General features: G+C 30.1%; 22 protein-coding genes and 6 pseudogenes. 23 read left to right on the forward strand and 5 right to left on the reverse strand.

Annotated elements, in window-relative coordinates:
- The first annotated feature begins 53 nt into the window (after nucleotides 1–53).
- The 4 genes from ACZ1HD_RS01145 to ACZ1HD_RS01160 are packed head-to-tail and all read left to right on the forward strand — an operon-like array spanning nucleotide 54 to nucleotide 2175.
- Nucleotides 54–1016 carry a patatin-like phospholipase family protein gene (locus ACZ1HD_RS01145; RefSeq protein WP_472688400.1) on the forward strand — a complete coding sequence of 321 codons (963 nt, stop codon included), beginning with the start codon at nucleotides 54–56 and terminating at the stop codon, nucleotides 1014–1016.
- Nucleotides 1004–1585 (forward strand): hypothetical protein, encoded by a 582-nt coding sequence (locus ACZ1HD_RS01150; protein WP_472688401.1) that lies wholly within the window; start codon nucleotides 1004–1006, stop codon nucleotides 1583–1585. Before ACZ1HD_RS01145 ends, ACZ1HD_RS01150 begins: the two co-directional genes overlap by 13 nt.
- Nucleotides 1557–2078, forward strand: a complete 522-nt coding sequence (locus tag ACZ1HD_RS01155; protein ID WP_472688402.1) for a hypothetical protein — start codon at nucleotides 1557–1559, stop codon at nucleotides 2076–2078. Before ACZ1HD_RS01150 ends, ACZ1HD_RS01155 begins: the two co-directional genes overlap by 29 nt.
- Before the next feature lie 13 nt (nucleotides 2079–2091).
- Complete coding sequence (locus tag ACZ1HD_RS01160; RefSeq protein WP_472689425.1) at nucleotides 2092–2175, forward strand: hypothetical protein; 84 nt, start codon at nucleotides 2092–2094, stop codon at nucleotides 2173–2175.
- 70 nt (nucleotides 2176–2245) lie between these two features.
- On the opposite strand, the pseudogene ACZ1HD_RS01165 reads toward ACZ1HD_RS01160, so the two are convergent.
- Nucleotides 2246–4499: pseudogene (locus ACZ1HD_RS01165) on the reverse strand (inorganic phosphate transporter).
- A 260-nt stretch (nucleotides 4500–4759) separates the two neighbouring features.
- Here ACZ1HD_RS01165 and ACZ1HD_RS01170 point away from each other — a divergent pair.
- From ACZ1HD_RS01170 to ACZ1HD_RS01190, 5 genes are all read left to right on the forward strand, one after another.
- Nucleotides 4760–6751 (forward strand): TonB-dependent receptor, encoded by a 1992-nt coding sequence (locus tag ACZ1HD_RS01170; RefSeq protein ID WP_472688403.1) that lies wholly within the window; start codon nucleotides 4760–4762, stop codon nucleotides 6749–6751.
- Nucleotides 6712–7509: a TonB-dependent receptor domain-containing protein gene (locus ACZ1HD_RS01175; RefSeq protein WP_472689426.1), complete on the forward strand. Its 798-nt coding sequence runs from the start codon at nucleotides 6712–6714 to the stop codon at nucleotides 7507–7509. Before ACZ1HD_RS01170 ends, ACZ1HD_RS01175 begins: the two co-directional genes overlap by 40 nt.
- 131 nt (nucleotides 7510–7640) lie before the next feature.
- On the forward strand, nucleotides 7641–8147 hold the full coding sequence (locus ACZ1HD_RS01180) for a hypothetical protein (protein WP_472688404.1): 507 nt from the start codon (nucleotides 7641–7643) through the stop codon (nucleotides 8145–8147).
- Nucleotides 8148–8559: 412 nt separating this feature from the next.
- Nucleotides 8560–8997: a hypothetical protein gene (locus ACZ1HD_RS01185; RefSeq protein ID WP_472688405.1), complete on the forward strand. Its 438-nt coding sequence runs from the start codon at nucleotides 8560–8562 to the stop codon at nucleotides 8995–8997.
- Between the two features lie 526 nt (nucleotides 8998–9523).
- Nucleotides 9524–9649 (forward strand): hypothetical protein, encoded by a 126-nt coding sequence (locus ACZ1HD_RS01190; protein WP_472688406.1) that lies wholly within the window; start codon nucleotides 9524–9526, stop codon nucleotides 9647–9649.
- Between the two features lie 145 nt (nucleotides 9650–9794).
- Here ACZ1HD_RS01190 and ACZ1HD_RS01195 read toward each other — a convergent pair whose 3' ends face one another.
- Nucleotides 9795–10088: a cation transporter gene (locus ACZ1HD_RS01195; RefSeq protein WP_472688407.1), complete on the reverse strand. Its 294-nt coding sequence runs from the start codon at nucleotides 10086–10088 to the stop codon at nucleotides 9795–9797.
- A 200-nt stretch (nucleotides 10089–10288) separates the two neighbouring features.
- Here ACZ1HD_RS01195 and ACZ1HD_RS01200 point away from each other — a divergent pair, with 200 nt between their 5' ends.
- A complete protein-coding gene (locus tag ACZ1HD_RS01200; protein ID WP_375241165.1) occupies nucleotides 10289–11164 on the forward strand; it encodes a DMT family transporter in 876 nt (291 codons plus the stop codon).
- A 55-nt stretch (nucleotides 11165–11219) separates the two neighbouring features.
- Here ACZ1HD_RS01200 and ACZ1HD_RS01205 read toward each other — a convergent pair whose 3' ends face one another.
- Genes ACZ1HD_RS01205 through ACZ1HD_RS01215 form a run of 3 tightly spaced genes read right to left on the reverse strand, consistent with a single transcriptional unit; the run spans nucleotide 11220 to nucleotide 14589 of the window.
- The gene (locus ACZ1HD_RS01205) at nucleotides 11220–13022 is read right to left on the reverse strand and encodes an insulinase family protein (protein ID WP_472688408.1); all 1803 of its coding nucleotides are present in this window, start codon (nucleotides 13020–13022) and stop codon (nucleotides 11220–11222) included.
- Nucleotides 13000–13272, reverse strand: coding sequence for a hypothetical protein (locus tag ACZ1HD_RS01210; RefSeq protein WP_472688409.1), 273 nt, complete (start codon nucleotides 13270–13272; stop codon nucleotides 13000–13002). Before ACZ1HD_RS01210 ends, ACZ1HD_RS01205 begins: the two co-directional genes overlap by 23 nt.
- A 9-nt stretch (nucleotides 13273–13281) precedes the next feature.
- Nucleotides 13282–14589, reverse strand: coding sequence for a M16 family metallopeptidase (locus ACZ1HD_RS01215; protein ID WP_472688410.1), 1308 nt, complete (start codon nucleotides 14587–14589; stop codon nucleotides 13282–13284).
- A gap of 266 nt (nucleotides 14590–14855) precedes the next feature.
- On the opposite strand from ACZ1HD_RS01215, the pseudogene rplU reads away from it, so the two are divergent.
- The 13 genes and pseudogenes from rplU (at nucleotide 14856) to ACZ1HD_RS01280 (ending at nucleotide 23296) form a co-directional block, all read left to right on the forward strand.
- Nucleotides 14856–15514: pseudogene (gene rplU, locus ACZ1HD_RS01220) on the forward strand (50S ribosomal protein L21).
- 40 nt (nucleotides 15515–15554) lie between these two features.
- Entirely contained in the window at nucleotides 15555–15815 is a 261-nt protein-coding gene (gene rpmA, locus ACZ1HD_RS01225; protein ID WP_015481656.1) for a 50S ribosomal protein L27, read from the forward strand.
- 106 nt (nucleotides 15816–15921) lie between these two features.
- Nucleotides 15922–17153 (forward strand): annotated as a pseudogene (locus tag ACZ1HD_RS01230) (3-deoxy-D-manno-octulosonic acid transferase).
- A 62-nt stretch (nucleotides 17154–17215) separates the two neighbouring features.
- Nucleotides 17216–17773, forward strand: a pseudogene (locus ACZ1HD_RS01235) (YeeE/YedE family protein).
- Nucleotides 17774–17858: 85 nt separating this feature from the next.
- Nucleotides 17859–18271 (forward strand): annotated as a pseudogene (locus ACZ1HD_RS01240) (DUF6691 family protein).
- Nucleotides 18271–18687, forward strand: a complete 417-nt coding sequence (locus ACZ1HD_RS01245) for a hypothetical protein (RefSeq protein WP_472688411.1) — start codon at nucleotides 18271–18273, stop codon at nucleotides 18685–18687. Before ACZ1HD_RS01240 ends, ACZ1HD_RS01245 begins: the two are co-directional and overlap by 1 nt.
- The gene (gene moaA, locus ACZ1HD_RS01250; RefSeq protein ID WP_472688412.1) at nucleotides 18680–19672 is read left to right on the forward strand and encodes a GTP 3',8-cyclase MoaA; all 993 of its coding nucleotides are present in this window, start codon (nucleotides 18680–18682) and stop codon (nucleotides 19670–19672) included. Before ACZ1HD_RS01245 ends, moaA begins: the two co-directional genes overlap by 8 nt.
- 65 nt (nucleotides 19673–19737) lie before the next feature.
- Nucleotides 19738–20295 (forward strand): GRAM domain-containing protein, encoded by a 558-nt coding sequence (locus ACZ1HD_RS01255; RefSeq protein WP_472688413.1) that lies wholly within the window; start codon nucleotides 19738–19740, stop codon nucleotides 20293–20295.
- Nucleotides 20292–21104: a molybdopterin molybdotransferase MoeA gene (locus ACZ1HD_RS01260; protein ID WP_472688414.1), complete on the forward strand. Its 813-nt coding sequence runs from the start codon at nucleotides 20292–20294 to the stop codon at nucleotides 21102–21104. Before ACZ1HD_RS01255 ends, ACZ1HD_RS01260 begins: the two co-directional genes overlap by 4 nt.
- Nucleotides 21105–21357: 253 nt before the next feature.
- Nucleotides 21358–21477, forward strand: a pseudogene (locus ACZ1HD_RS01265) (hypothetical protein); the annotation flags it as partial.
- Between the two features lie 185 nt (nucleotides 21478–21662).
- Nucleotides 21663–21881 carry a four helix bundle protein gene (locus ACZ1HD_RS01270; RefSeq protein WP_472689427.1) on the forward strand — a complete coding sequence of 73 codons (219 nt, stop codon included), beginning with the start codon at nucleotides 21663–21665 and terminating at the stop codon, nucleotides 21879–21881.
- Nucleotides 21882–21906: 25 nt separating this feature from the next.
- A complete protein-coding gene (gene moaC / locus ACZ1HD_RS01275; protein WP_340931527.1) occupies nucleotides 21907–22389 on the forward strand; it encodes a cyclic pyranopterin monophosphate synthase MoaC in 483 nt (160 codons plus the stop codon).
- Entirely contained in the window at nucleotides 22376–23296 is a 921-nt protein-coding gene (locus ACZ1HD_RS01280) for an NTP transferase domain-containing protein (protein ID WP_472688415.1), read from the forward strand. The genes moaC and ACZ1HD_RS01280 overlap by 14 nt, the downstream gene beginning before the upstream one ends.
- Nucleotides 23297–23308 lie beyond the last annotated feature (12 nt).

Here is a 23308-nt window from a genome sequence, read left to right on the forward strand (position 1 = left end):
TTTCTCTTATCACCTTAAGTATTTATACGCAAAGTAAACAACCAAAAGTAGGATTGGTTTTAAGCGGAGGAGGTGCCAAAGGTTTTGCTCATATTGGCGTTTTAAAAGCAATTGATAAAGCTGGCATACAAATAGATTATGTTGGCGGTACAAGTATGGGCGCAATTGTTGGTGGTTTGTATGCCGCTGGTTATTCTGCAAATCAAATAGAAGAAATTATTCTAAAAACAGATTTCTTAACGCTGTTAAGAGACCGATTACCTAGAAGTTCAGAAACCTTTTTCGAGAAAGAATATGGTGAAAAATCTGTAGTTACGCTGCCGGTTAACAAAGGTAAAATAGGTTTGCCAAGAGCAATTTCTAAAGGACAAAATGTATTAAACTTATTGTTAGAACTTTTCGATTCTGTAGATGGCAATCAAGATTTCTCTAAACTTTCAATTCCGTTTTTTTGTATTGCAACAGATGTAGAAAACGGATCGCCAGTAATTTTAGAAAAAGGCTCTTTACCATTAGCTTTAAGAGCAAGTGGTTCTTTTCCTTCACTTTTAAATCCTGTAGAGATTGATGATAAGCTGTTAATTGATGGTGGTATTGCAAATAATTTTCCTGTGAGTATTTTAAAGCAAAAAGGAATGGATATTGTGATTGGCGTAGATGTAGAAGGCAAACTATTTCAGAAAGATAAAATAAACTCTGTTGTTGCTTTATTAAACCGGATTATGAGCTATAAAATGTATAGTAAATCTGATGAAGAGGTAAAAAAGTTAGATGTTTATATTCATCCAGAAATTTATAATTATACAGTTGTAGATTTTGATAAAAAAGAAGAAATTTTAAAAAAAGGTGTTATCGAAGCATCTAAATATGCAAAGGTTTTTGATGAAATTGCGGCCAAACAACAAACAAAAAAGAAAAGAAAAAACTTAGAATTTAGCACAGAAAAGTTATTAATTTCTGATATTGGAATTGATGGAGCTTCTTATTATACGCAGCATTTGTTTTGGGAAAACTAAATATAAAAAATGGAGATAGTTTATCTAGAAACGACATTACAAAGAAGATTTATTTGCTTTCTGCAACAAGAAATTATAACCGAATAGAATATAATTTAATTAAAAAAGTAGACGGAAGTTATTTGTTAGACTTTAAGTTAAAAGAATCTAACGAAAATGCAAACTTAAAGTTAGGTGTACATTACGACTTGCTGTATAAGTCGAGTGTTTTGGCTAGTTATAACCAGAAACATTTACTTAAAAAAAACGATTTGTTTTCTTTAGACATGATTTTAGGTGATAATTTAAGATACAATTTAAATTATTTTGTAGATAATGGTTTTTATATAAGTTATGGGTTTAGATCTCGTTACAATCACTTTAGAAGTAATTCGAAATATAATCAAGTATCAGATTTGCCCAACGTAAGTAGTATCAATTTAAGTTATACAGATATTACCAATCAAGCCTTTTTTCAGACTACATTTAATAGAAAATTTGCTTTAGGTGTAGGTGCAGAACATAAATGGTTAAAAGCATCAACAGAAACATTATCTACTAATGATGTGCCGAGAAACAATAATCGATAGAAGTAATTATTTTAATGCCTTCGGATATATAAAGTTAGATACTTACGATAAAAAATACTTTGCTACCAAAGGTTATTTTGCCGATTTAAATTTTAAATGGTATATCGCATCAACAGATTATAATGATAATTTTACAATGTTTTCGCAAGCAAAAGGAACGTTAGGTTTTGCTAAAACTATTTTTGATAGATTTACATTTCTAAATACTAATGAAGCTGGTTTTACTTTTGGGCAACCAACTTCTAATGTTTTCGATTTTTATCTAGGTGGTTACAATCAAAATTACATAAATACTTTTGTGTCTTTATACGGATATGAATTGGCAGATTTGTCTAACAATTCTTTTATAAAATCTCAATTTGATTTTAGATATCGAGTAGGCGATTCTCATTATTTTTCATTTATAGCAAATTATGCACGATTAGAAGATAATGTATTTAAAGATTTAGATTTATTCGAAAATGTAAAATCTCGGTTATGCCTTAGGTTATAGTTATGATTCTTTTTTGGGACCTATAGAAATAAAATATAGCTGGACGCCAGATCATACAGATGGGCAATGGTTATTTAATTTAGGGTTTTGGTTTTAAAAAACTAAAACTATAAATAAAAAAAGCCATGAATTAATTCATGGCTTTTTTTAATGTATAAATAGTAATCTTATTTTTTAGATTTCGTAGTTAAATAAAACTCTTCGTATGTATTTAAAAGGTTCATTAATGCAGAAATTAAATCTTTTGTTTCTAGTAATAAACTAAAATAAAGAGTTGTATTCTTTGGGCTTGTTTCATCTGTTCTAATTCTAGCAACTTGCTTTTCTACAGAATCAGAAACATGGTTTAAGAGTTGTCTTTTTTCAAAAATAATCTGACTTAAATCATCGAAACTTCTATTTTTAAAAGTAGCATTTACTTTCATTAAAAGAGAAGCCAATTCAATATCAATTTCCTTAAGATCTTTTAATTGCCCTTTCTTTAAGTTTTTATGATTGTTGTTTACGTGCTTGTAACTTGCTCTAGAAATATAACTAATAGACTGAGCAACATCTTGTAAATAACCTAAAACCATAATGTAGAATCTACTAGCTTGTACAGATGTTTCATCTAGAGATTTTATAAAATAGAACACTCCATCTTTTAAGCTATCAATTTCATTATTAAGCTTTTCTACGTGTTTATCTGTTTTACGAAGTTTATTTAAATCGTGGTTTGCTAAATCGTTAACAACGTTTGTATACAATTTGTTTACTCTTTCTGCAACACCAGAAATATGGTCTGCACTTTCTTCAATTACACCATTAATAGTAATTAATTCAGCTCTTTCTATGTAATCTTTCTTTTTTACTTCTTTTGTTTTATTACGATGTTTTATGGTGTTTCTACCAATTAAAACAGCTAAAAGAATTAATAATAAAGGAATAGATGCAATGTGTAAACTAATTAAATAAGCAATAACACCTGCTGCAATAAATGCAATAATTGCAGTTAAAAACCAACCACCAATTACATTTAAAACACCAGCAACTCTATAAACTGCACTTTCTCTACCCCAAGCTCTATCTGCTAAAGAAGTACCCATTGCAACCATAAATGTTACATAAGTTGTAGAAAGTGGCAACTTCATAGAAGTAGCTATAGAAATTAAAACACTTGCCATAATTAAGTTTACCGAAGCTCTAACTAAATCAAAAGCAGGCATTTCGTAAGTTTTATCTTTGGTAAGTTGTAAAACAGGTTTTTCGAATTTAGAATTGATAAATGTTTGTGTTTTCTTTGGAATGATATAATTAATACCAACATTTAAAAACATTGCAGCTCTAACAACAACTCTAGAAACATTATTAGGTTGAAATTTTTCATGACCTTCACCTTGTCTAGATAAATTAATACCAGTTTCTATTACAGATTTAGCTTTAGAAGAGGTCCATAAAGTAACAACCATAATTGCACCAGCTAATAGCAGTAACCAAATATTAGAAGGTACTTTTTTAGCCAAACTTCCCATAGAAAATAACTGAGGATCTACACCGGAAACACTCCAAGCTTCATAAGAGTTTAATGCAGCAATTGGCACACCAATAAAGTTTACTAAATCGTTACCAGCAAAAGCCATTGCTAAAGAAAAAGTACCAACACCTATAATTAAAACAAGAATGTTAATCTTTAAAAAACGAATTAACAATCCAGAAATTAATGTCCAAATTAAAAAACTAGCAGCTATAATTTGTATTGTATTTCCTTCTAATAAGCCAGCAATACTGCCGTAGAAATCTGTACCTTTTAAACCTTTAATTATTATAAAATATGTAATTGCTGTAATTGCAAAACCGCCAAATAAAGCATTTATATAATTAGGTCTAGTTTCAAAGTTAAAAGAATAAATAAGTCTCGAGAAGTATTGCACAATTGCACCAACAGAAAAAGCAACAACTACAGAGAGTAAAATACCTAAAACAATATCTGTAGCGGTATTGTAATTGATATAATTCCGAGATAGCGCTAATGTTTTCGGCATCGTTATTTGCAATTTTAATAAGCGCAATAACTACAGCAGATCCTAGAAGTTCAAAAACAATAGAAACGGTTGTAGAAGTTGGCATTCCTAAAGAGTTAAAGATATCTAGCAATAGAATATCAGTAATCATTACTGCCATAAAGATGTACATAACATCTTGAAAAACAAACATACCAGGATTAAAAATACCTTTTCTTGCAACCTCCATCATTCCGCTAGAAGTTACAGCGCCAAAAAAGACACCAACACTAGCAATAATCATTATTTTCTTTACAGAAATGGCTTTAGAACCTATGGCAGAATTTAAAAAATTTACTGCATCATTACTTACACCAACAACTAAATCTACAATAGCTAAAACAGCTAAAGCGACAAGCATCAAAATATATGGATCACCCATTTTTCTTCAAAAATTTTAAGCAGCAAAGTTAAATACTCAATCTGTTGACTACGTTATCTTAATGTTATGAAATTCATTTAAGAACGCGTCAAAAATAACAATTTTATTATTAAACCATAAAATTATTAAGAAATGTTAAATTAACATATAAACACGCTTGGTTAACATTGTCTTAACGCGCTAATAACGCAACGATAATTTACAACTAACATAGACTTTACAAACCTAACGGATTTTTGCCAAAGTAAATAACATACAAAATGAAGAAAATTTTATTTATTGCTTTTATAGCATTAAGTCAAGTGTTAATCGCGCAAGACAAAGGAACTTTAAAGGGTTTATTAACCGATAAAGAAACAAATAACGAGCCTTTGCCTTTTGCGAATGTTCTAATTAAAGGTACAAATGTTGGAGCAACAACTGATTTTGATGGAAATTACTCTATTAAAGTACCTGTAGGAACACATGTTGTTTCTTTTAGTTTTTTAGGTTACAAAACTGTTGAAAAAACATTTACAATTAAAGCAGGAGAAACTGTAGTTTTAAACCAAGTTATGTCTGCAGAAGAAGGTGTAGGTTTAGACGAGGTTGTTATTAAAACATCTACAAGTAAAGAATCTGCAAATGCATTATTATTAGAACAAAAGAAAGCAACTGTAATTAAAGAAAGTATTGGTGCGCAAACATTAGCTAAGGTTGGTGTATCTAACGCAGCAAATGCAACAACTAAAATTTCTGGTGTTACAAAAAGTGAAGGAACTGGAAATATATTTATTAGAGGTTTAGGAGATAGATACTTGTCTACAACTATGAATGGTTTAGCTATTCCTTCGGATAATGTATCAAACAAAAACATCAACTTAAACTTATTTTCTACAAGTGTTATTAAAAATATAGGTGTAAGTAAAACATATGCTACTTCTAGTTATGCAGACCAAGGTTACTGTAATGTAGATATAGGTTCTAAAGAGTATACTAAAAAAGGTTTTTCTATATCTGTTTCTGGTGGTACTAACACAAACGTAACAAGTTTAAACGGTGATTTTAGAACACCAATTATTAATAATGATGTTACTTTAGGTTTTCATAAAAAAACATTTGCATTACAAGATTTAATTACAAACCAAGGTTGGGGTACAGAAGCAATGTCTACACCGGTTAATTTTAGTGGTTCTTTTACTGCAGCAAATAAATTTACGGTTTTAGGTAAAGATGTAGCTGTTTTCTTAACGGGTTCTCACTCAAAATCTTTTACACACCAACAAGGTGTTTTTAATTCTTACAGATCTAATGTTTTAGATAATAGTTTTTCTGATGCAGAGCAATACAGTTCTGTAGCCAATACAACAGGTTATGTAAACTTCAAAATAAAATTAAACGATAATAATAAACTTAAATACAACACTCTTTTTGTAAATACAGGTAGAACAAACTTGTACGAGCAAGGTAGAAATGGTTTAGGATATGTTTTTGATCAAGATCCGCAAGAAGAAGGCGCTTTTGTAAGAGATCAAAACTTTTTACAAACAACAATGTTTGTAAACCAATTAATGGGAGAACATAAATGGAACGAGAATAATACAATAAATTGGGCTGGAGGTTACAATTTTGTATTAGCAGAAGAGCCAAACAGAATTAGAAACGAAGTTAATATTTTAGATATTACAAATTCGCCATTAATTCAGTATTCTCACGTTGGTGATTATCAGCAAAGAAAATCTACTCAGAAAATTCAAGATAAAGAATATACTGCTTTTATAGAAAATAAATGGGCTTTAGGTGCTAAAAACGAAGATGACGATAAGCCATATTCTTTAAATTATGGTGTAAACTTTAGACACAAAGAAAGAACTTTTAGATCTTTATTTGTTGGTGTTAGAGCAAAAGATTTTACGGCACCTTCTATAGATGATTTATCAGAAACTTTTACACCAACTAATTTTAATAATGGTTTAAGATTAAGAGTAGGTGAGGTAGATAGATACAATGCAGATTTAGATATTATGGCAGGTTATGTAAACTTCGATTTTCAATTAAACGAAAAACTTTCTGGTAATTTAGGTTTACGTTACGAAAGAAATGAATTAGATGTTACTTGGGATGTAACAAACTATGTAGGTAGACTAGGTACAATTAATAGAGTATATGAAAGTTTATACCCAAGTGTAAATTTAAAATACGAAATTAAAGAAAATCAATACTTACGTTTCGCATCAAGTATTACACAAACTTTACCGAATTTAAAGAATTAGCACCTTTCGAGTATGTTTCTCCTACAGGTCGTGTAATTAAAGGAAACCCTGAGTTAGAAAAATCTGACATTTATAACTTAGATTTAAAATACGAAATGTTTCCTCAAAGAGGGCAATTGTTTTCTGCAACGGCATTTTATAAGCAAATTATAAATCCAATTAACTTAGCGCAAGCAAGAGGTTCTTCTGGTAACTTTGTGTATTCTAATACAGGTGATGAAGCAGAAGTTTATGGTGTAGAGCTTGAAGCTAAAACAGATTTAATAAAAAATGATGACGATGAAGGTGTTTTAAACATTACTGGTAACATTACTAAAATGTGGTTAAAACAAGATTTGTTAAAAGACTTTCAATATAAAGATATTACAGAATCTAGTTTACAAGGAGCTTCAGACTTTATTATAAATAGCTCTTTAAGTTACAGTGATAAAAAAGAAAAAGAATTTATTGCAACTTTAACTGGTAACTATTCTTCGGATAAAATATTTGCCTTAGGATCACCAGAAGATTTTGCAAATAGTGCATCTCTTTATAATGACGAAATTTTAGAAAAAGGGTTTGTTGCTTTAGATTTAGTTGTAAGTAAAAAACTTACAGATAATTTAGTTGTAAAGTTTGTAGGTAGAAACTTATTAAACCCAGAAATTAAACAAACTCAAAAAGTTAGAGACTTAATCACAGAGATAGAAACAAATCAAACTGTTTTATCTTATAAGAAAGGAAGTCAGCTTACATTAAGTGTAAAATATACTTTCTAAGACTAGGTTAACGATTATTTAACAAAAGGGTAGTTTTTGTAATAAATGCTAACATAGGATTAATATTTACATAAAGAAAAGAAAAGGATTAGTTGATTTCTTTGTGGAAAATTAAAATCAAACAAAATACAATGAAAAAATCAGTTTTTAAAATTCTTAATATCGTAGCTTTTTCGCTTGCTACTTTAACATTAACCAATTGTGGTAGTGATGAGCCAGATATTATTTTACCAGGTAACGAATCTGAAGTTATAGAAAACTTAAAGGTTGGGATAATGAATGGTAATTTAGATGAAGATTACACATTAGATCCTGGTGTGGCATACAATCTTAATGCAGCTTTTACTATTGACTCTGGTGCTAAATTAACAATACCAGCAGGAACTAAAATTCAAGCATTAAACAACGGAACAAGCGTTTTTATCGCAGTTTTACAAGGTGGTCAAATAGATATTCAAGGTACAGCATCATCTCCAGTAATTATGTCTTCAGCTTCAGGAAATCCTGGTGATTGGGGTGGTTTAACTCTTTGTGGTGAAGCTACAACAACTGCAGGGGTAGATGCAGAAGCAGAAGTTGGTGGTTTTATTTATGGTGGTACTAACGATCAAGACAGTTCGGTTCTATTAACTATTTAGTTATTAAAGGTACAGGTGCTCAAATTAGCTTAAACTCTCAATATAATGGTGTTTCTTTTTACGCTGTAGGTTCTGGTACAACTGTTAGCAATGTTGCTGTTATAGATGGTTCTGATGACGGTGTAGAGTTTTTTGGAGGTACAGTTTCTGTTTCTAACTTATACTTAGAAAACAACGAAGATGATTCTATCGATTGGACAGAAGGATGGAATGGAACAGTAAATACTGCTTATATTTCTCATACTAAATCCGGTTTTTCTACTGCATTCGAAGGAGATAAAGATAACGGAAATCCTAAATTTAACGATATTACAGCTATTTCTACTGTTGGAGGTAAAGCTTTACAATTTAAAAAGAATTCGGAGGAACAATCACTGGATTATCTTTAAGTGGTTATGATGTAGATTTAGATATGGCAGATGGTGGTGCTACTTCTAACGTAGTTTTTTCTGATGGATACACGCCAGTTGCTTTAGCTACAGAAGAAGAAATGACTGCTTCAGGTGAGTACTTCTATACATTAAACACTACTGTTGTACCAACTGTTGCAGCTTCTGCATTCGATTGGGTACCAACAGATTTATCTTTTGAAACTAGTGCTTTACAAGGTGCTGTAACTACAGATGTAACTTTAGACGCTTCTGTTAACTATACATTAAACTCTTCTTACATTGTACAATCTGGTGCAACTTTAACAATTCCTGCAGGAACAAAAATTACTGCAAGAAATGGTGGAACTGGTGTTTACATTGCAGTTTTACAAGGTGGTAAAATAGATATTCAAGGTACTGCAACTAACCCAGTAGTTATTGCATCTGCTTCCGTGAGCCAGGAGATTGGGGTGGATTAACAATTTGTGGTAAAGCAACAACGTCTGCGGGTGTTAATGCAGAAGCAGAAGTTGGTGGTTTTATTTACGGTGGAACAGAAGATGCGGATGACTCCGGATCTATTAAGTACTTAGTAATTAAAGGAACAGGTGCTCAGATTAATTCTGAATCTCAATACAACGGAGTTTCTTTTTACGCTGTAGGTTCCGGTACAACTGTAGAAAACATTTCTGTAGTTGATGGAGCAGATGATGGTGTAGAGTTTTTCGGTGGAACAGTTTCTGCTTCAAACTTATACTTAGAAAATAACGAAGATGATTCTGTAGACTGGACAGAAGGATGGAATGGTACTGTAACTAATACTTACATTTCTCATACAAAATCTGGTTTTTCTACTGCTTTTGAAGGTGATAAAGCTAATGGAAACCCTAAGTTTGTAAACTTAACTGCTATTTCTACTGTAGATGGTACTGCTTTACAATTTAAAAAGACTTCGGTGCAACTATTACTAACATTTGGTTAGAAGGTTATGCTAAGAACATCGATATGAAAGACAATGGTCCTTTAGCAAATGTTATTATAGATGGTGCTGCAGCAACAACTACAGCAGACTATAAAACAGGAACTAAAGTAGATGTTTCTACTTGGACTTGGAAAAGTGCAGGTTTATAATCTAAAACTTTTATAAAAATTAAAAAGCAGGCTTTAAGCCTGCTTTTTTTAATTTATAGAATTACTGTTGTTTTAGACAGTTTCTTTTTTGTCGCAACAAGCCATTTTACAATCTTCTGCACAAATCATTTTACCATCGATTGTTTTACCGAACAACAGCCTTTTTTTCTGCTTTTAATTCACACTTTTCTTTACAATCATCAGAACAAGTATGTGATTTTTTAGTTTTAGTTACTTCTGTTGAAGTTTCTGAGGCCGTATATAAATCTCCGCCAGCAATTCCGTTAACATAAGCAATCAATTCGCTTTTAGATGTTGTGTTTGCATCGTAAGCAATATTAGCAATACTATCAGTAAAAACAACTTTAGCATCTATTACACCTTCTTTTTTAGATAATTTAGATTGAATTGTTTTTGCACAACCAATTTCGCAAGTCATACCGTGAAATAGCTAGAGATACATTCTCTTTTTTTACATCTTTAGCACATCCTATAAAAACGAAACAAGTAATAGCTAGAGAAAATAATATTCTTTTAGTGTTCATAATATTTAATTATTAAATTATGTTACAAATTTATCAATAATCGTGTTTATATTTTAATATTTGTTACACTTTTGTACTCAGAAATATACGAAGCATGAATAATCAGCAACAAAAATGGTTGTATTTAACCTTACTTTCTTTGGTTTGGGGTAGTTCTTTTATTCTGATGAAAAAAGCCTTATTGGGTGTTACACCAATACAGTTGGGTGCATTAAGAATGATTTTTACTTCGATATTTTTATTGTTAGTCGCTTTTCCGTCACTTAAAAAAATTAAGAAAAAGCATTATAAATACATCATTTTTACATCTATTGCCGGCACTTTTGTACCTGGTTTTTTATTTGCTTTTGCAATTACAACAATAGACAGCTCTATTGTTTCAATTTTAAATTCTTTAACGCCATTTAATACGCTTATTTTTGGTGCAATTGTATTTGGTTTCGGATTTAAAAGAACACAACTATATGGTATTTTAATTGGTTTAATTGGTACATTAATTTTGATTTTAAAAGGAGCAGCTTTAAATCCTGATCAAAATTATTGGTATGCGTTTCTAATTATTATAGCTTCGATAGGTTATGCTTTTAATGCTAATATGGTAAAAAAGTATTTAAATGATTTAAATGCTTTGTCTATTGTTACTGGTAATTTTTTATTATTGATTGTACCTGCTTTTATTGTTTTAAACTTTACAGATTTTTTTAAAAATTTTGATTTTAATAATAAGATTTTGATGCAGTCTTTAGGGTATTTAGCTATCTTATCAATTGTAGGAACAGGAATCGCAAAAACGATATACAATAAATTGGTTCATATTTCAGATCCAGTTTTTTCATCATCTGTAACATATTTAATCCCGTTAGTAGCCATTTTTTGGGGAGTTTTAGACGGAGAAAAGTTAAGTCCTCTTCAAATATTTGCTGGTGTAATTATACTTTTTGGAGTTTATCTAGTAAATAAGAAAAAATAAAAAGAGCCAAGAAATTAATCTTGGCTCTTTGTAAAATGTATGATTCTAAAGTTGATTAGTTAAAATCTGCATCAGAAACACCTTCATTTATTTTAATTTCTTTTACAACAAAATCTAAGTTCATTGGTCCGCATTTAATTCCGATTGCATGCGGAAACTTAACTCCGTTAACTTCTTTGTAATCAGAATAAACAGTTGGTGTTTTTACTTCTTTTCCGTCTCGAGTTTTAGTAGTCGTAATTTCTTTAACTTTTAATCCGGTAGTTGCATCATAAAATACTTCTTTGTCATTAAACCCTAAAACATAAGCATTCTTACCATCTAAAGGCTCTATTCTTAAAAGTTTACCAGCGCTGTAAGCTAAATCACTAAAAAGTGCGTTACCGCTTTTAGCTTTTGTAATTTGTTCTGCAGTCATATCTTTTTTCTGACCTCTTGCAGAAGAATATCCTGTGGCACCATTAAAAACAGTTTTTTGCATTACATTACCCATAACCGCAATTTCTTGAGAAGATTTATTAGGTGCAGCAGCTTTCATTGTCATAACCAAAGGCGTGCCTTGTATAGTCGCATTAGAAACAATCATGGTAGTTTTTACAGCCATAACTTTGTCTTTACCACCAATAGCATCTAAATACTTATTAACTACAGTTTCTGCAGTCATTCCTTCAGGAATTGGCATTGTCATTTCTGGTTTTTCTGTAGGATTTCCTTCTTTATCAAAATAACTAATTACGTAATCAGTTTTTTCTAAGTTTTTAAGAACGTCAATTCCTCTACCAGTTACCATAATTCTAGCTTTATCTCCTCTAAAATATTTGATAGCAGCATTTTGAACATCATCTACAGTTACAGAGTTGATGTTTTTAATATAGTTAGCATAAAAGTCTTCCGGTAAATCATACAAAGCAATGTTTAAAGCATAACTTGCTGCAGTAGCAGGTTTTTGAACATCCATTACAAAACCACCAATGTATTCTTCTTTAGCATCTTGTAATTCTTTTTCTGTAACTTTTTGGTAACGAATTTTGTTAATTTCTTTTTTGATTTCTACAATAGCGCTATCGGTTACCATGTTTCTAACACTTGCAGTTGCTCTAAAAGTTGCTGTGTTGTTTTCTCTACTTTGGCTAATACCAGAGTAAGAACCATAAGTATAGGCTTTGTCTTCTCTTAAGTTGTTAAAAAGTCTTGCAGAACCACCGCCACCAAGAATCTTATTGGCTAATAAAGCAGCGTAATAATCTTTGTCTCCTAAAGTTAAATCTGTAGTATTAATTACAGAAATTTCAGATTGTTTTGCGTTTGGCATGTTTACAAAACTAATTGCTGATGTTGGTAAATTTTTTGGAGCAGGATAAGTTGATGTTGGGATTTCTCCTTTTTGCCAACCTTCAAATAAATCTTTTACTAACTTTTTAGTTTCTTTTGGATTGATATCACCAACAATAATTAAATAAGCATTGTTAGGTTTGTAATATGTATTGTAATTGTTTTTTACATCTTCTAACGTAATCGCATTTACAGTTTCTTTACTTGTAAATTCTCCGTAAGGATGATTTTTACCATACACTAAAATATTTTGAACTCTACCTGCAATTGCTGGCACATTTTTTTCTGTAGATTTTAAATTCTCTAAAGTAACTTCTTTTTCTTTGTCGAATTCTTCTTGAGAAAATGTAGAGTTTTTAACACCGTCTGCCATTAAACCCAAAACCTCTGGAAAATATTTTTTTAATGATCTAGCAGAAGCGCCAGTACTGTAATAACTTACACTTGCACCTAAAAAATCTACTTTTTCATTAAAATCATCCTTAGAAATATTAGTAGTTCCTCTACCTAATAAGCTTCCCATCATACCGAAACACCGAAATATTTCCTTCTAAATAAGGTTTATTGTCTATTCTTAAAGTAGCAGAAACTCTAGGTAATTTATGGTTTTCTACCATAATTACTGTTAATCCGTTGTTTAAAGAGAATTTTTCTGCACTTCCTAATTTTACAACAGGATCTGGTCCTGGTGTAGGCATTTTACTTCTGTCTATTTGCGCATTTGTGGCAAAAGACATGGTTATAACTGCTATAATTGATAAAATTTTTGTCTTCATCTTTCTTAATTATTTTTTCTTAGGTAAGTACTCTAAGATTAATCTTTGATTCTTGTTTAAATATTTTTTTGCAACTTCTCTAATTTCTTCACGAGTAATAGATCTATAAATATCTATTTCAGAATTTATTAAATTAGTATCACCGTACATTACGTGGTATCTAGCCAAAGAATTTGCAATACCTACCACACTAGAATTTGAGTTTACGTAATTGTTTTCAAATTGATTTTGAATTTTTTGGTAATCTTTTTCAGAAATTAAATCTGTTTGAATTTTTAAAATTTCTTCATCAATTTCTTTGATTAAATCCATTAAAGGAGTTTTTCCTAAAGGAATACCAAAAAGTGCGTACACACCATAATCTTGCTGAGAAACATTTGCAGCTTGTACTGCTAAAGCCATTTTCTTTTTATCTACAATTTTCTTGTATAAGACAGAACTTTTTCCACCGCTTAAATATGTAGAAATCATATCTAAAACCTTAGAATCTCTTGTTTTAAAAGAAGGAGTTCTATAAGCTGCTACAATTGCAGGAATTTGAATATTCTCGTCATAAGCTTTAGCTTTAAACTCTTTTGTAATAGGTTCTTCTTTTGGGAAAGTTCTTACTACTTCTTCACCTCTTGGAATTGGCCCAAAATAATCTTCAATCATTTTTTTAGTAGCAGCAATATCCATATCACCAGCAACTACTAAAGTTGCATTGTTTGGTACATAGTATTTTTTGTTAAAAGCTAAAAACTCTTCTAAGGTAGCAGCATCTAAATGATCCATATACCCAACATTTGGATCTTTATAAGGATGCACTTTAAAGATGTTTTTAGATATTTTCGGTAAAAGATTAGAATAAGGTCTTGTACGTTGTCTTTTTTCTTCTTTTACAACTTCATTCTGAATATCTACACCTTCTTGTTTGATAATTGGATGCAATAAACGTTCAGATTCCATCCATAAACCTAATTCTAATTTATTAGAAGGAAAAATTTCATAATAGTAAGTTCTATCTTGAGACGTATTTGCATTATTTCTTCCTCCGTTAGAAGAAACAATTTTAAACCATTCTCCTTTTTTTATGTTTTTAGTTCCTTCAAATAATAAGTGTTCAAAGAAATGTGCAAAACCTGTTCTTTTTCTGTCACCATCTTTACCACCAACACCATACATTACAGAAGTAATAATTACTGGGGCAGATTTGTCTTGATGCAGTATTACATGTAGTCCGTTGTCTAACTTGTACTCTTCAAACTCAACCTTTTGTGCGTTTGCAGAAAATGCAATCAACAATGCTGAAGCAAGAGATAAAATACTTTTTTTCATTTATTTTTTATTTAATTAATAGTTGATGCTTTGTATGACGCAGATAAATTATCTTTGTTACAACAAATTAACTTTTTTTGTAAGTTATTTTCAAAAATAGTGAGAATCTTATAAAATATAAAGAGCAAACTGTGTTTATTTGCTTGATTATTAAATAGTTTATTTTTTTAAAGCAATGTTGTAGAGTTGCAAAAAATATGTATATTTGCATCCGCATTTTCTATAGAGAAAGTGTATAATAAGTATAAATACGCAAAACAAATAGTATGTACGCAATCGTAGAGATAGCAGGGCAGCAGTTTAAAGTAGCAAAAGACCAAAAAGTATACGTTCACCGTTTACAAGGAGAAGAAGGATCAGAAGTAAGTTTTGATAACGTTCTTTTACTTGATGACAATGGAAGTGTATCGATTGGCGCCCCAGCTATAGAAGGAGCCGCAGTAACGGCCAAAATTTTAAGTCACTTAAAAGGTGATAAAGTAATCGTTTTCAAGAAGAAAAGAAGAAAAGGTTACCAAAAGAAAAATGGACATAGACAAGCTTTAACAGAGATTCAAATTGAATCTATTGCTGCTTCAGTGCTAAAAAAGCAACTAAGAAAGCTGCAACTAAAAAAGCGGCTACTCCAAAGTCAGAAGCTAAAAAAGCTGCTCCAAAGAAATCTTCTAAAGGAGATGACTTAAAGAAAATTGAAGGTGCAGGACCTAAAGCTGCTGAAGCTTTAGTAAACGCAGGTTTAGATACTTTTGCAAAAGTAGCTAAAACTGAAGCATCTAAATTAAGTGAAATTTTATCTGAAGCAAGTTCAAGATTATCTCACATTGTGACTGATACTTGGCCAAAACAAGCTGGTTTAGCTGCAGAAGGTAAATGGGATGAATTAAAAGAATTACAAGATAGATTAGACGGAGGTATTGAAAAATAAATCCTTATAGTTTAACTTTAACCTATAAAAACTCAATAACATGGCACATAAAAAAGGTGTAGGTAGTTCGAAGAATGGTAGAGAATCAGAATCGAAACGACTAGGAGTAAAAATATTTGGAGGACAAGCTGCAATTGCAGGTAACATTATTGTTCGTCAAAGAGGTACTACGCACAATCCAGGAGAAAACGTTTACATGGGTAAAGATCATACTTTACATGCAAAGGTTGATGGAATTGTAGAATTTCAAAAGAAAAGAGATAACAGATCTTACGTATCTGTAACTCCATTTGAAGCTTAAGATTTAAGTTTTCAAAAAGTATAAAAGCTCAAACATTAATTTGTTTGAGCTTTTTTTGTGCTTACGGTTGTTAATGAACTTGTTTGTATTTTGTACTTTTACGCTCATGAAATTTCTATACAATTTAGCACTTTTTAAAGCAACTATTTTACTGCCAATAATTGGTCTTTTTAATAAAAAAATTAAGCTTTTTATAAATGGAAGAAAAGAAACCTTTTCTAAAATTGAAGTTCTAAAGAATAAACAAACAATTTGGTTTCATGCAGCTTCATTAGGCGAGTTTGAACAAGCTAGACCTATTATAGAAGAGTTAAAAAAAGGTAATAATAATTACAAAATATTAGTCACTTTTTTTCACCGTCGGGTTATGAAATAAGAAAAAATTATAAGCTGGCAGATGTTGTTTGTTACCTTCCTTTAGATACAAAGTCTAATGCTAAAAAGTTTATAGAAATTGTAAACCCAAAAATGGCAATTTTTATAAAGTATGAATTTTGGCCAAATATTCTAAATGAGTTAAAATCAAAAGAAATTTCTACAATTTTAGTTTCTGGTATTTTAAGAGAAAAACAATTATTTTTTAAAAGTTACGGAGGTTTTATGAGAGAGTCTTTAAAGGCTTTTCATCATTTTTTTGTGCAAAATCAAGAATCTAAAAAATTACTAAATTCAATTGACTTTAACAATGTAACCGTTGCTGGTGATACACGTTTTGATAGAGTTTCAAAAATTTTAGAACAAGATAATTCCTTAGATTTTATAACTGAATTTAAAAATGGAAAATATACAATTGTTGCAGGAAGTACTTGGCAAGAAGATGAAAACTTATTGGTAAATTATATTAACAATAATGCAGAAGAAGATGAGAATTTTATCATTGCACCACACAATATTAAAGCAGATGCAGTTTTAGAATTGCAAAAATCAATCAATAAAAAAACAGTATTATTTTCTAATAGATCAGATAAAAATCTTTCAGAATATCAAGTTTTTATTATCGATACAATTGGTATTTTAACTAAAATTTACGCTAATGCAAACGTTGCTTATGTTGGCGGAGGTTTAAAAACTGGCTTGCATAATATTTTAGAACCTGCAACTTTTGGAATTCCTGTAGTTATTGGAAATAAATACGACAAATTTAAAGAAGCAGTAGACTTGGTCAAAATAGGTGGTTGTTTGTCAATAAATAATCAGAAAGAATTCACAGAATCTTTGTTAAAATTAAAAGAAGATCAAAGCTTTAGAAATTTAACTGGTGTTATCAATAAGAGGTATATAAAAGACAACCTTGGTGCAACAGAACAAATTATAAATTATTTAAACAATAAAATTTAATAAGAGTTTATTTGTTTTTATCTCTTTGGATAAAATATAGAATAAATAAAAATAGATTAATTATGGATATTATTTTACAACCTTGGGCTTGGTATGTTGGCGGGCCGTTAATTGCAATTTCGTTGCTTTTGTATTTTTATTTCGGTCAAAACTTTGGGGCTTCTACTAATTTTGAAACCTTATGTACAATGGTTGGTGCAGATAAATTTTCTGATTATTTTAAAAAAGATTGGAAAGATAGAGATTTTGCATTGCTATTTGTAGTTGGTTTAATTATTGGTGGTTTTATTTCAGCATATTTTTTAACACCAAATCAAACAATAGATTTAAACCCGAAAACTGTAAACGAGTTAAGTGAGCTTGGTTTTTCTAATATTGGCAATCAATATTTTCCTGATGAAATTTTTGGTGATGCTGCTGTTTTTTCTCTAAAAGGTTTTTTAATATTATTAATTTCTCGGTGTATTTGTAGGTTTTGGTACGCGATATGCTGGCGGATGTACTTCGGCCACGCAATTACAGGTTTAAGTAGCCTACAATTGCCTTCTTTATTAGCGGTTATTGGCTTTTTTATTGGCGGAATAATAGCAACTTGGGTTATAATACCTTTATTGTTTTAGTAGATACATCACCAATAAATAAAATTCAATTTGTCTTTTTGTGTTCAGTCAAGAAGCAAATCAAAAGTTATAAAAATATAATTAAATGAAAAACATCAAATTTTTAATATTAGGAATCTTTTTTGCAATTGTTTTAAGTAAGACTCAAGCAATCTCTTGGTTTCGTTTTTATGAAATGTTTAAGTTTCAATCTTTTCATATGTATGGTATTATTGGCGGTGCTGTATTAATTTCTGCAATTTTTATGCAGTTATTTAAAAGCGGAAAAATTAAAGATATAAACGGTAATAAAATAGTGCCAAAACCAAAGAAAAAAGGTTTTGTAAGAACAATTTTAGGAGGAACATTTTTTGGTTTAGGTTGGGGTATTTCGGTGCTTGTGCAGCCCCAATTTTTGTTATTCTTGGGTTTAAATTGATGCCTGCATTAATCTTATTAGTTGGCGCTTTATTAGGTACCTTAATTTATGGTATGCTAAGTAAAAAACTACCAAATTAATGGAACGTCATTGGAAAATTTCTGACACAGAATTTGAAACAAAGTTTACCAATAATACTTTTAAACCTTTATGGTTTACGCACGAGGCACATTTGCGATTAGCTTGGATTTATATTACAAAATATGGTAAAGAAATTGCTTTTAAAAAATACAGTGAACAATTAAAAGCTTTTGCAGATAAATATAATGCAGACGGAAAATACAATGCAACAGTTACTTATGCTTCTATAGAAATTATGCACAAGTACATTCAGAATTCTAATGCCTACGATTTTCAAGATTTTATAAAGGAATTCTCAAAATTAAAAACTAATTTTAAAGAAATTATTACTTCGTTTTATTCTGGTAATATTTTTACATCAAAAGAAGCAAAACAACAAATTTTACAACCAGATTTAAAATCTTTTAATGAGTAAACTTGTAGACAATTTTGGGCGACAAATGGAATATGTTCGGTTAGCAGTAACCGACCGTTGTAATTTACGTTGTCAATATTGTATGCCTGCTCATGGTATAGACATTGTGCCAAGACAAGAGCTATTAACTTTTAAAGAAATGTATCGTTTAATTCGCGTTTTAACAGAATTAGGCGTTAACAAAGTGCGTTTAACTGGTGGCGAACCTTTTGTGCGTAAAGATTTTGTTGGGTTTTTAGAAATGTTGTCTTATAACGATCTGCTAGATGCCATAAATATTACAACAAATGGTGCATTAATTTCACAACATATTGATAAAATTGAAAAACTTAAAAAAGTAAAGAATATCAATTTAAGTATCGATAGTCTGCAAAGAGATAAGTTTGCCAAAATTACTAGAAGAGACGTTTTTCCTGAAGTTTATAAAACTTTTGATTTACTAGAAAAAAGCAGTTTAAATTTAAAACTAAATGTGGTTGTACAATCTGGTTTTAATACTGATGAAATTGTAGATTTTGTAAGATTAACCAAAGACAAAAATGTTGCAGTTCGTTTTATAGAAGAAATGCCTTTTAACGGAAAAGGGCAAAGAGATATGCAAGAAAACTGGACGTTTACTAAAATTTTAAATGAAGTTAAAACCGAGTTTTCTGTGGATGAAATTCAGTCCGAGAAATCATCAACCTCTAGAAATTATAAAGTAGAAAACCACTTAGGAACTTTCGGAATTATACCTGCATTTACAAGAACTATTTGTAACGATTGTAATAGAATTAGAATTACAAGTACCGGAACTTTTAAAAACTGCTTGTTTGATGATGGCGTTTTTAATTTAAGAGATTTTATTAGAAAAGGAGCATCGAATGAAGATTTAAAAGAACTTTTCTTAAGATTAGTAAAAGACAAACCAGAAAATGGTTTTATTGCAGAAGCAAATAGAAAAAACGGTGGTGCTTCTGAAAGTATGAGCACAATTGGTGGGTAATGGTTAATTTTTTAACTCATTATATATAATTGCATATCCTAATTTATTAAGATAAAAAAATAATTATGGAAAATAATATTAGTCACAAAAAACAATATTCTAAAAAAGAATTTAAGCTAGATTTGACCTGGAAACAGAAGGTTTTCGGGATATTTTTAACTTCTCTTGCATATGGTACATCAATTTATTTCTTAAACGATAGCCTAAGTATAACTAGTGCAATTATTCAAGGTCTGTTATTTGGAATTTTGTTTGTTCTCTTGTTTCCTTGGGTAATGAATAAAATGTTTGGAAATAAAATTAACAATATTATCCCTGATTTGCTTGATAATGAAAATATTGAAGATGAAATTTTTGCAAACTTATTTAGAGGATTTGAAGGAGTTGGAGGTAAAATATTTTTAACGAATCAAAGATTGATTTTTAAAAGCCATTCTTTAAATATCCAAAAAGGACAGACAAATATTGATTATAATGACATAGTTTCTGTTACAAAAAGAAAAACCTTCAAGTTAAGAGATAATGGAATCAAAATAACTACCAAAAAGGGTGATGAATATTGTTTTGTTGTGAATAACAGAAATGTTGAATTAAAAAATATTCTAGATAAATTAAACGTATGATTTCAGTTAAAGATGCAAAGGATATAATTTTAAATTCAGCCTATAACTTCGGAGTAGAAGAAGTTCCGTTTCTAAAATCTGTGGGTAGAATTTTAAAAGAAAATATTCTTGCAGATAGAGACTTTCCGCCATTTAATAGAGTTTCTATGGATGGAATTTGTATCGATTATAACGCATTTAAAAACGGACAAAGAGATTTTAAAGTAGAAGGAATACAAGCTGCGGGAATTGAACAAATGACGCTTCAAAACGAAGAAAATTGTATTGAAGTTATGACTGGCGCTATTTTGCCAAACAATGCAAATACAGTAATTCGTTATGAAGATGTTACGCTTAAAAACGGAATTGCAACAATCAATATTAATAAAATAAATGATTGTCAGAATGTGCATGCAAAAGGAAAAGATAGAAAGGTTGATGATGTTTTAATATCAGAAAATAAAATAATTTCAGCGGCAGAAATTGGTGTTTTAGCAACGGTTGGTAAATCAACAGTAAAAGTTGCAAAACAACCTAAAGTTATGATTGTTTCTACGGGAGATGAATTGGTTGGCGTAAATGAAATTCCGTTAAAACATCAAATTAGAAGAAGTAATGTTTTTACGTTGGTTTCTTTGTTAGAAAAATTAAAAATTTCTTCCGATACGGCTCATATTACAGATGATAAACCCATTTTAAAGCAAAAAATAAAAGGTTTTTTAAAAGATTATGATGTATTACTTTTTAGTGGTGCAGTTAGCAAAGGTAAATACGATTTTTTGCCGAAGTTTTTGAGGAATTGGGTGTTGAAAAATTGTTTCATAAAGTAGCGCAAAGACCGGGAAAACCTTTTTTCTATGGAAAAACTAATGAATGTAATATCTTTGGGTTTCCTGGAAATCCCATCTCAACATTTGTAAATTGTTTGGCGTATTTTTATCCTTGGTATTATAAATCTACAGGATTAGAAATAGAAGAAGAAACTGCAATTTTAGGTGAAAATGTATCATTTAAACCCAATTTAGAGTTTTTTTACAAGTAAAATTAAAAAGTAAATTTGGACACTTAGTAGCTTTTCCGGTAAAAGGAAATGGCTCCGGAGATTTAGCAAGTTTGGTTAATGCAGATGCTTTTATTCAATTACCACACGATAAAACTGAATTCAAAACCGGAGAAAATTATCCAATTATAAGATATCGCTAATTATAGTTTTTAATGTTTAGTTTTGAGTGATCAGTTAAATTAAGGCTATGAAAGAAAGTATTGTTCAGAAAAAGAGTTTTCAGTTTTCATTAAAAATAATATCACTCTATAAAATGCTGCAAAAAGAGAAGGAATTTGTAATTTAAAATCAAATTTTAAGAAGTGGAACTTCAATTGGTGCAAATATAGAAGAAGCACTTGCAGGTCAAAGTAAAAGAGATTTTACAGCTAAAATGTCAATTTCATCAAAAGAAGCAAGAGAAACTAAATACTGGTTACGATTATTAAATGAAAGTGAATTAACAAAACTAAATGTGAATTCATTAATTTTGGATATTGATGAATTGATTAGAATTTTAACTTCTATAGTTAAAACATCTCAACAGAATCTAACTAAAAACTAAGCACTCAACATTTAAAACTATTATATTGAGCAATTTTACCCACATCAACAAAAAAGGAAATCCTAAAATGGTAAATGTTTCTGATAAGAAAATTACCAAAAGAACAGCTATTGCTAAAGCAACTATGTTTTTAGGAAAAGAAGTAATTGCGAATTTTACAAATGATGAGTTAGTTACTAAAAAAGGACCCGTTTTTCAAACTGCAATTATTGCAGGAATTCAGGGTGTAAAGAAGACTTCTGATTTAATTCCAATGTGTCACCCTTTGCTAATTAACGGAGTCGATGTAGATATTGAAATTGTAGATTCAGAAAATATAGAAGTGTTGTGTAAGGTGACAATTACAGGTAAAACAGGTGTCGAAATGGAGGCTTTGACCGGCGCAAATATTACGTGTTTAACTATTTATGATATGTGTAAAAGCATCAGTCAGAAAATGGTAATTAAAGAAGTGAAATTGTTAGAAAAAACAGGCGGAAAATCTGATATTAAAAATGAAAAAGCATAGCAAACATACAAATTTAGAAAGAAGAGATAACGATAACCATGCGCCTAATGAAATTTCTATTTTAGGTGCAAATTGTAGCGTAATTTCAGATTTAGTGCATCAAGTATCAAGAAAGCTACCAAGTTATAAATTGGCCTATTTTGATGCTTCTCACGCGAAGAATGTAGAAGGAAATAAATTGTCAGAATATGTCTTTCATCATCAAGGAAACCTGCAAATTACAACTACCGGAAACTTAAATAAATATCAACAAAGATTAGATTTTGCCCAATTTGATTATGTTTTTATCAACGGAAATCATTACCAAGGAGCCAAACAAATTTTAATTTTAGACGAAGCTAAAGAAGCTTCTGTATTAAAAAGGTTGTCGCAATTAGATAATATACAGTTTATTATAAAACTGAATTCTGAGACCGAATTTTTTGACTTTTTAGTTGAAAAATACCCAAATATTAAAAATAAAATATGTTATTTGATTGATGAAATCGATGCAATTTCTAATCACATAAACAATTTAATTCAAGAGAAAATTGCACCAATAAAAGGGTTGGTTTTAGTTGGCGGTAAAAGTACAAGAATGGGTAAAGATAAATCTGAACTCAATTATTTTGGAAAACCTCAAAAAGAAGTGGCAAAAACACTTTTAGAAATTAATAATTTAGAGACTTTTTATTCTGTACAAAAAGCAGAAAATGAAAGTGAGATAGCAGATAAATTTATCGATTTAGGTCCTTTTGGCGGAATTTGTTCTGCTTTTCAGAAAGATCCAAATTCTGCTTGGTTTGTTTTAGCAACAGATCTTCCTTTTGTAGATGAAAGTATTATAAAATTAGTTTTAGAACGTAGAAATCCGTCTAAAGTTGCCACGGCAATTAAAGGGAAAAATAAAGATTTTCCGAGCCATTAATTACTATTTACG

Source organism: Polaribacter sp. HA6-7, from assembly GCF_055693625.1.

Bases quoted from the DNA above. Each gene is read 5' to 3' on its own strand.
- ACZ1HD_RS01170 (WP_472688403.1), top strand. From the start codon at position 4,760: ATGAAGAAAATTTTATTTATTGCTTTTATAGCATTAAGTCAAGTGTTA.
- ACZ1HD_RS01205 (WP_472688408.1), bottom strand. From the start codon at position 13,022: ATGATGGGAAGCTTATTAGGTAGAGGAACTACTAATATTTCTAAGGAT.
- ACZ1HD_RS01260 (WP_472688414.1), top strand. From the start codon at position 20,292: ATGATTTCAGTTAAAGATGCAAAGGATATAATTTTAAATTCAGCCTAT.
- moaA (WP_472688412.1), top strand. From the start codon at position 18,680: ATGAGTAAACTTGTAGACAATTTTGGGCGACAAATGGAATATGTTCGG.
- ACZ1HD_RS01155 (WP_472688402.1), top strand. From the start codon at position 1,557: ATGATGTGCCGAGAAACAATAATCGATAGAAGTAATTATTTTAATGCC.
- ACZ1HD_RS01180 (WP_472688404.1), top strand. From the start codon at position 7,641: ATGAAAAAATCAGTTTTTAAAATTCTTAATATCGTAGCTTTTTCGCTT.
- ACZ1HD_RS01190 (WP_472688406.1), top strand. From the start codon at position 9,524: ATGAAAGACAATGGTCCTTTAGCAAATGTTATTATAGATGGTGCTGCA.
- ACZ1HD_RS01215 (WP_472688410.1), bottom strand. From the start codon at position 14,589: ATGAAAAAAAGTATTTTATCTCTTGCTTCAGCATTGTTGATTGCATTT.
- ACZ1HD_RS01255 (WP_472688413.1), top strand. From the start codon at position 19,738: ATGGAAAATAATATTAGTCACAAAAAACAATATTCTAAAAAAGAATTT.
- ACZ1HD_RS01210 (WP_472688409.1), bottom strand. From the start codon at position 13,272: ATGAAGACAAAAATTTTATCAATTATAGCAGTTATAACCATGTCTTTT.
- ACZ1HD_RS01195 (WP_472688407.1), bottom strand. From the start codon at position 10,088: ATGACTTGCGAAATTGGTTGTGCAAAAACAATTCAATCTAAATTATCT.
- ACZ1HD_RS01185 (WP_472688405.1), top strand. From the start codon at position 8,560: ATGGCAGATGGTGGTGCTACTTCTAACGTAGTTTTTTCTGATGGATAC.
- ACZ1HD_RS01200 (WP_375241165.1), top strand. From the start codon at position 10,289: ATGAATAATCAGCAACAAAAATGGTTGTATTTAACCTTACTTTCTTTG.
- rpmA (WP_015481656.1), top strand. From the start codon at position 15,555: ATGGCACATAAAAAAGGTGTAGGTAGTTCGAAGAATGGTAGAGAATCA.
- ACZ1HD_RS01280 (WP_472688415.1), top strand. From the start codon at position 22,376: ATGAAAAAGCATAGCAAACATACAAATTTAGAAAGAAGAGATAACGAT.
- ACZ1HD_RS01245 (WP_472688411.1), top strand. From the start codon at position 18,271: ATGGAACGTCATTGGAAAATTTCTGACACAGAATTTGAAACAAAGTTT.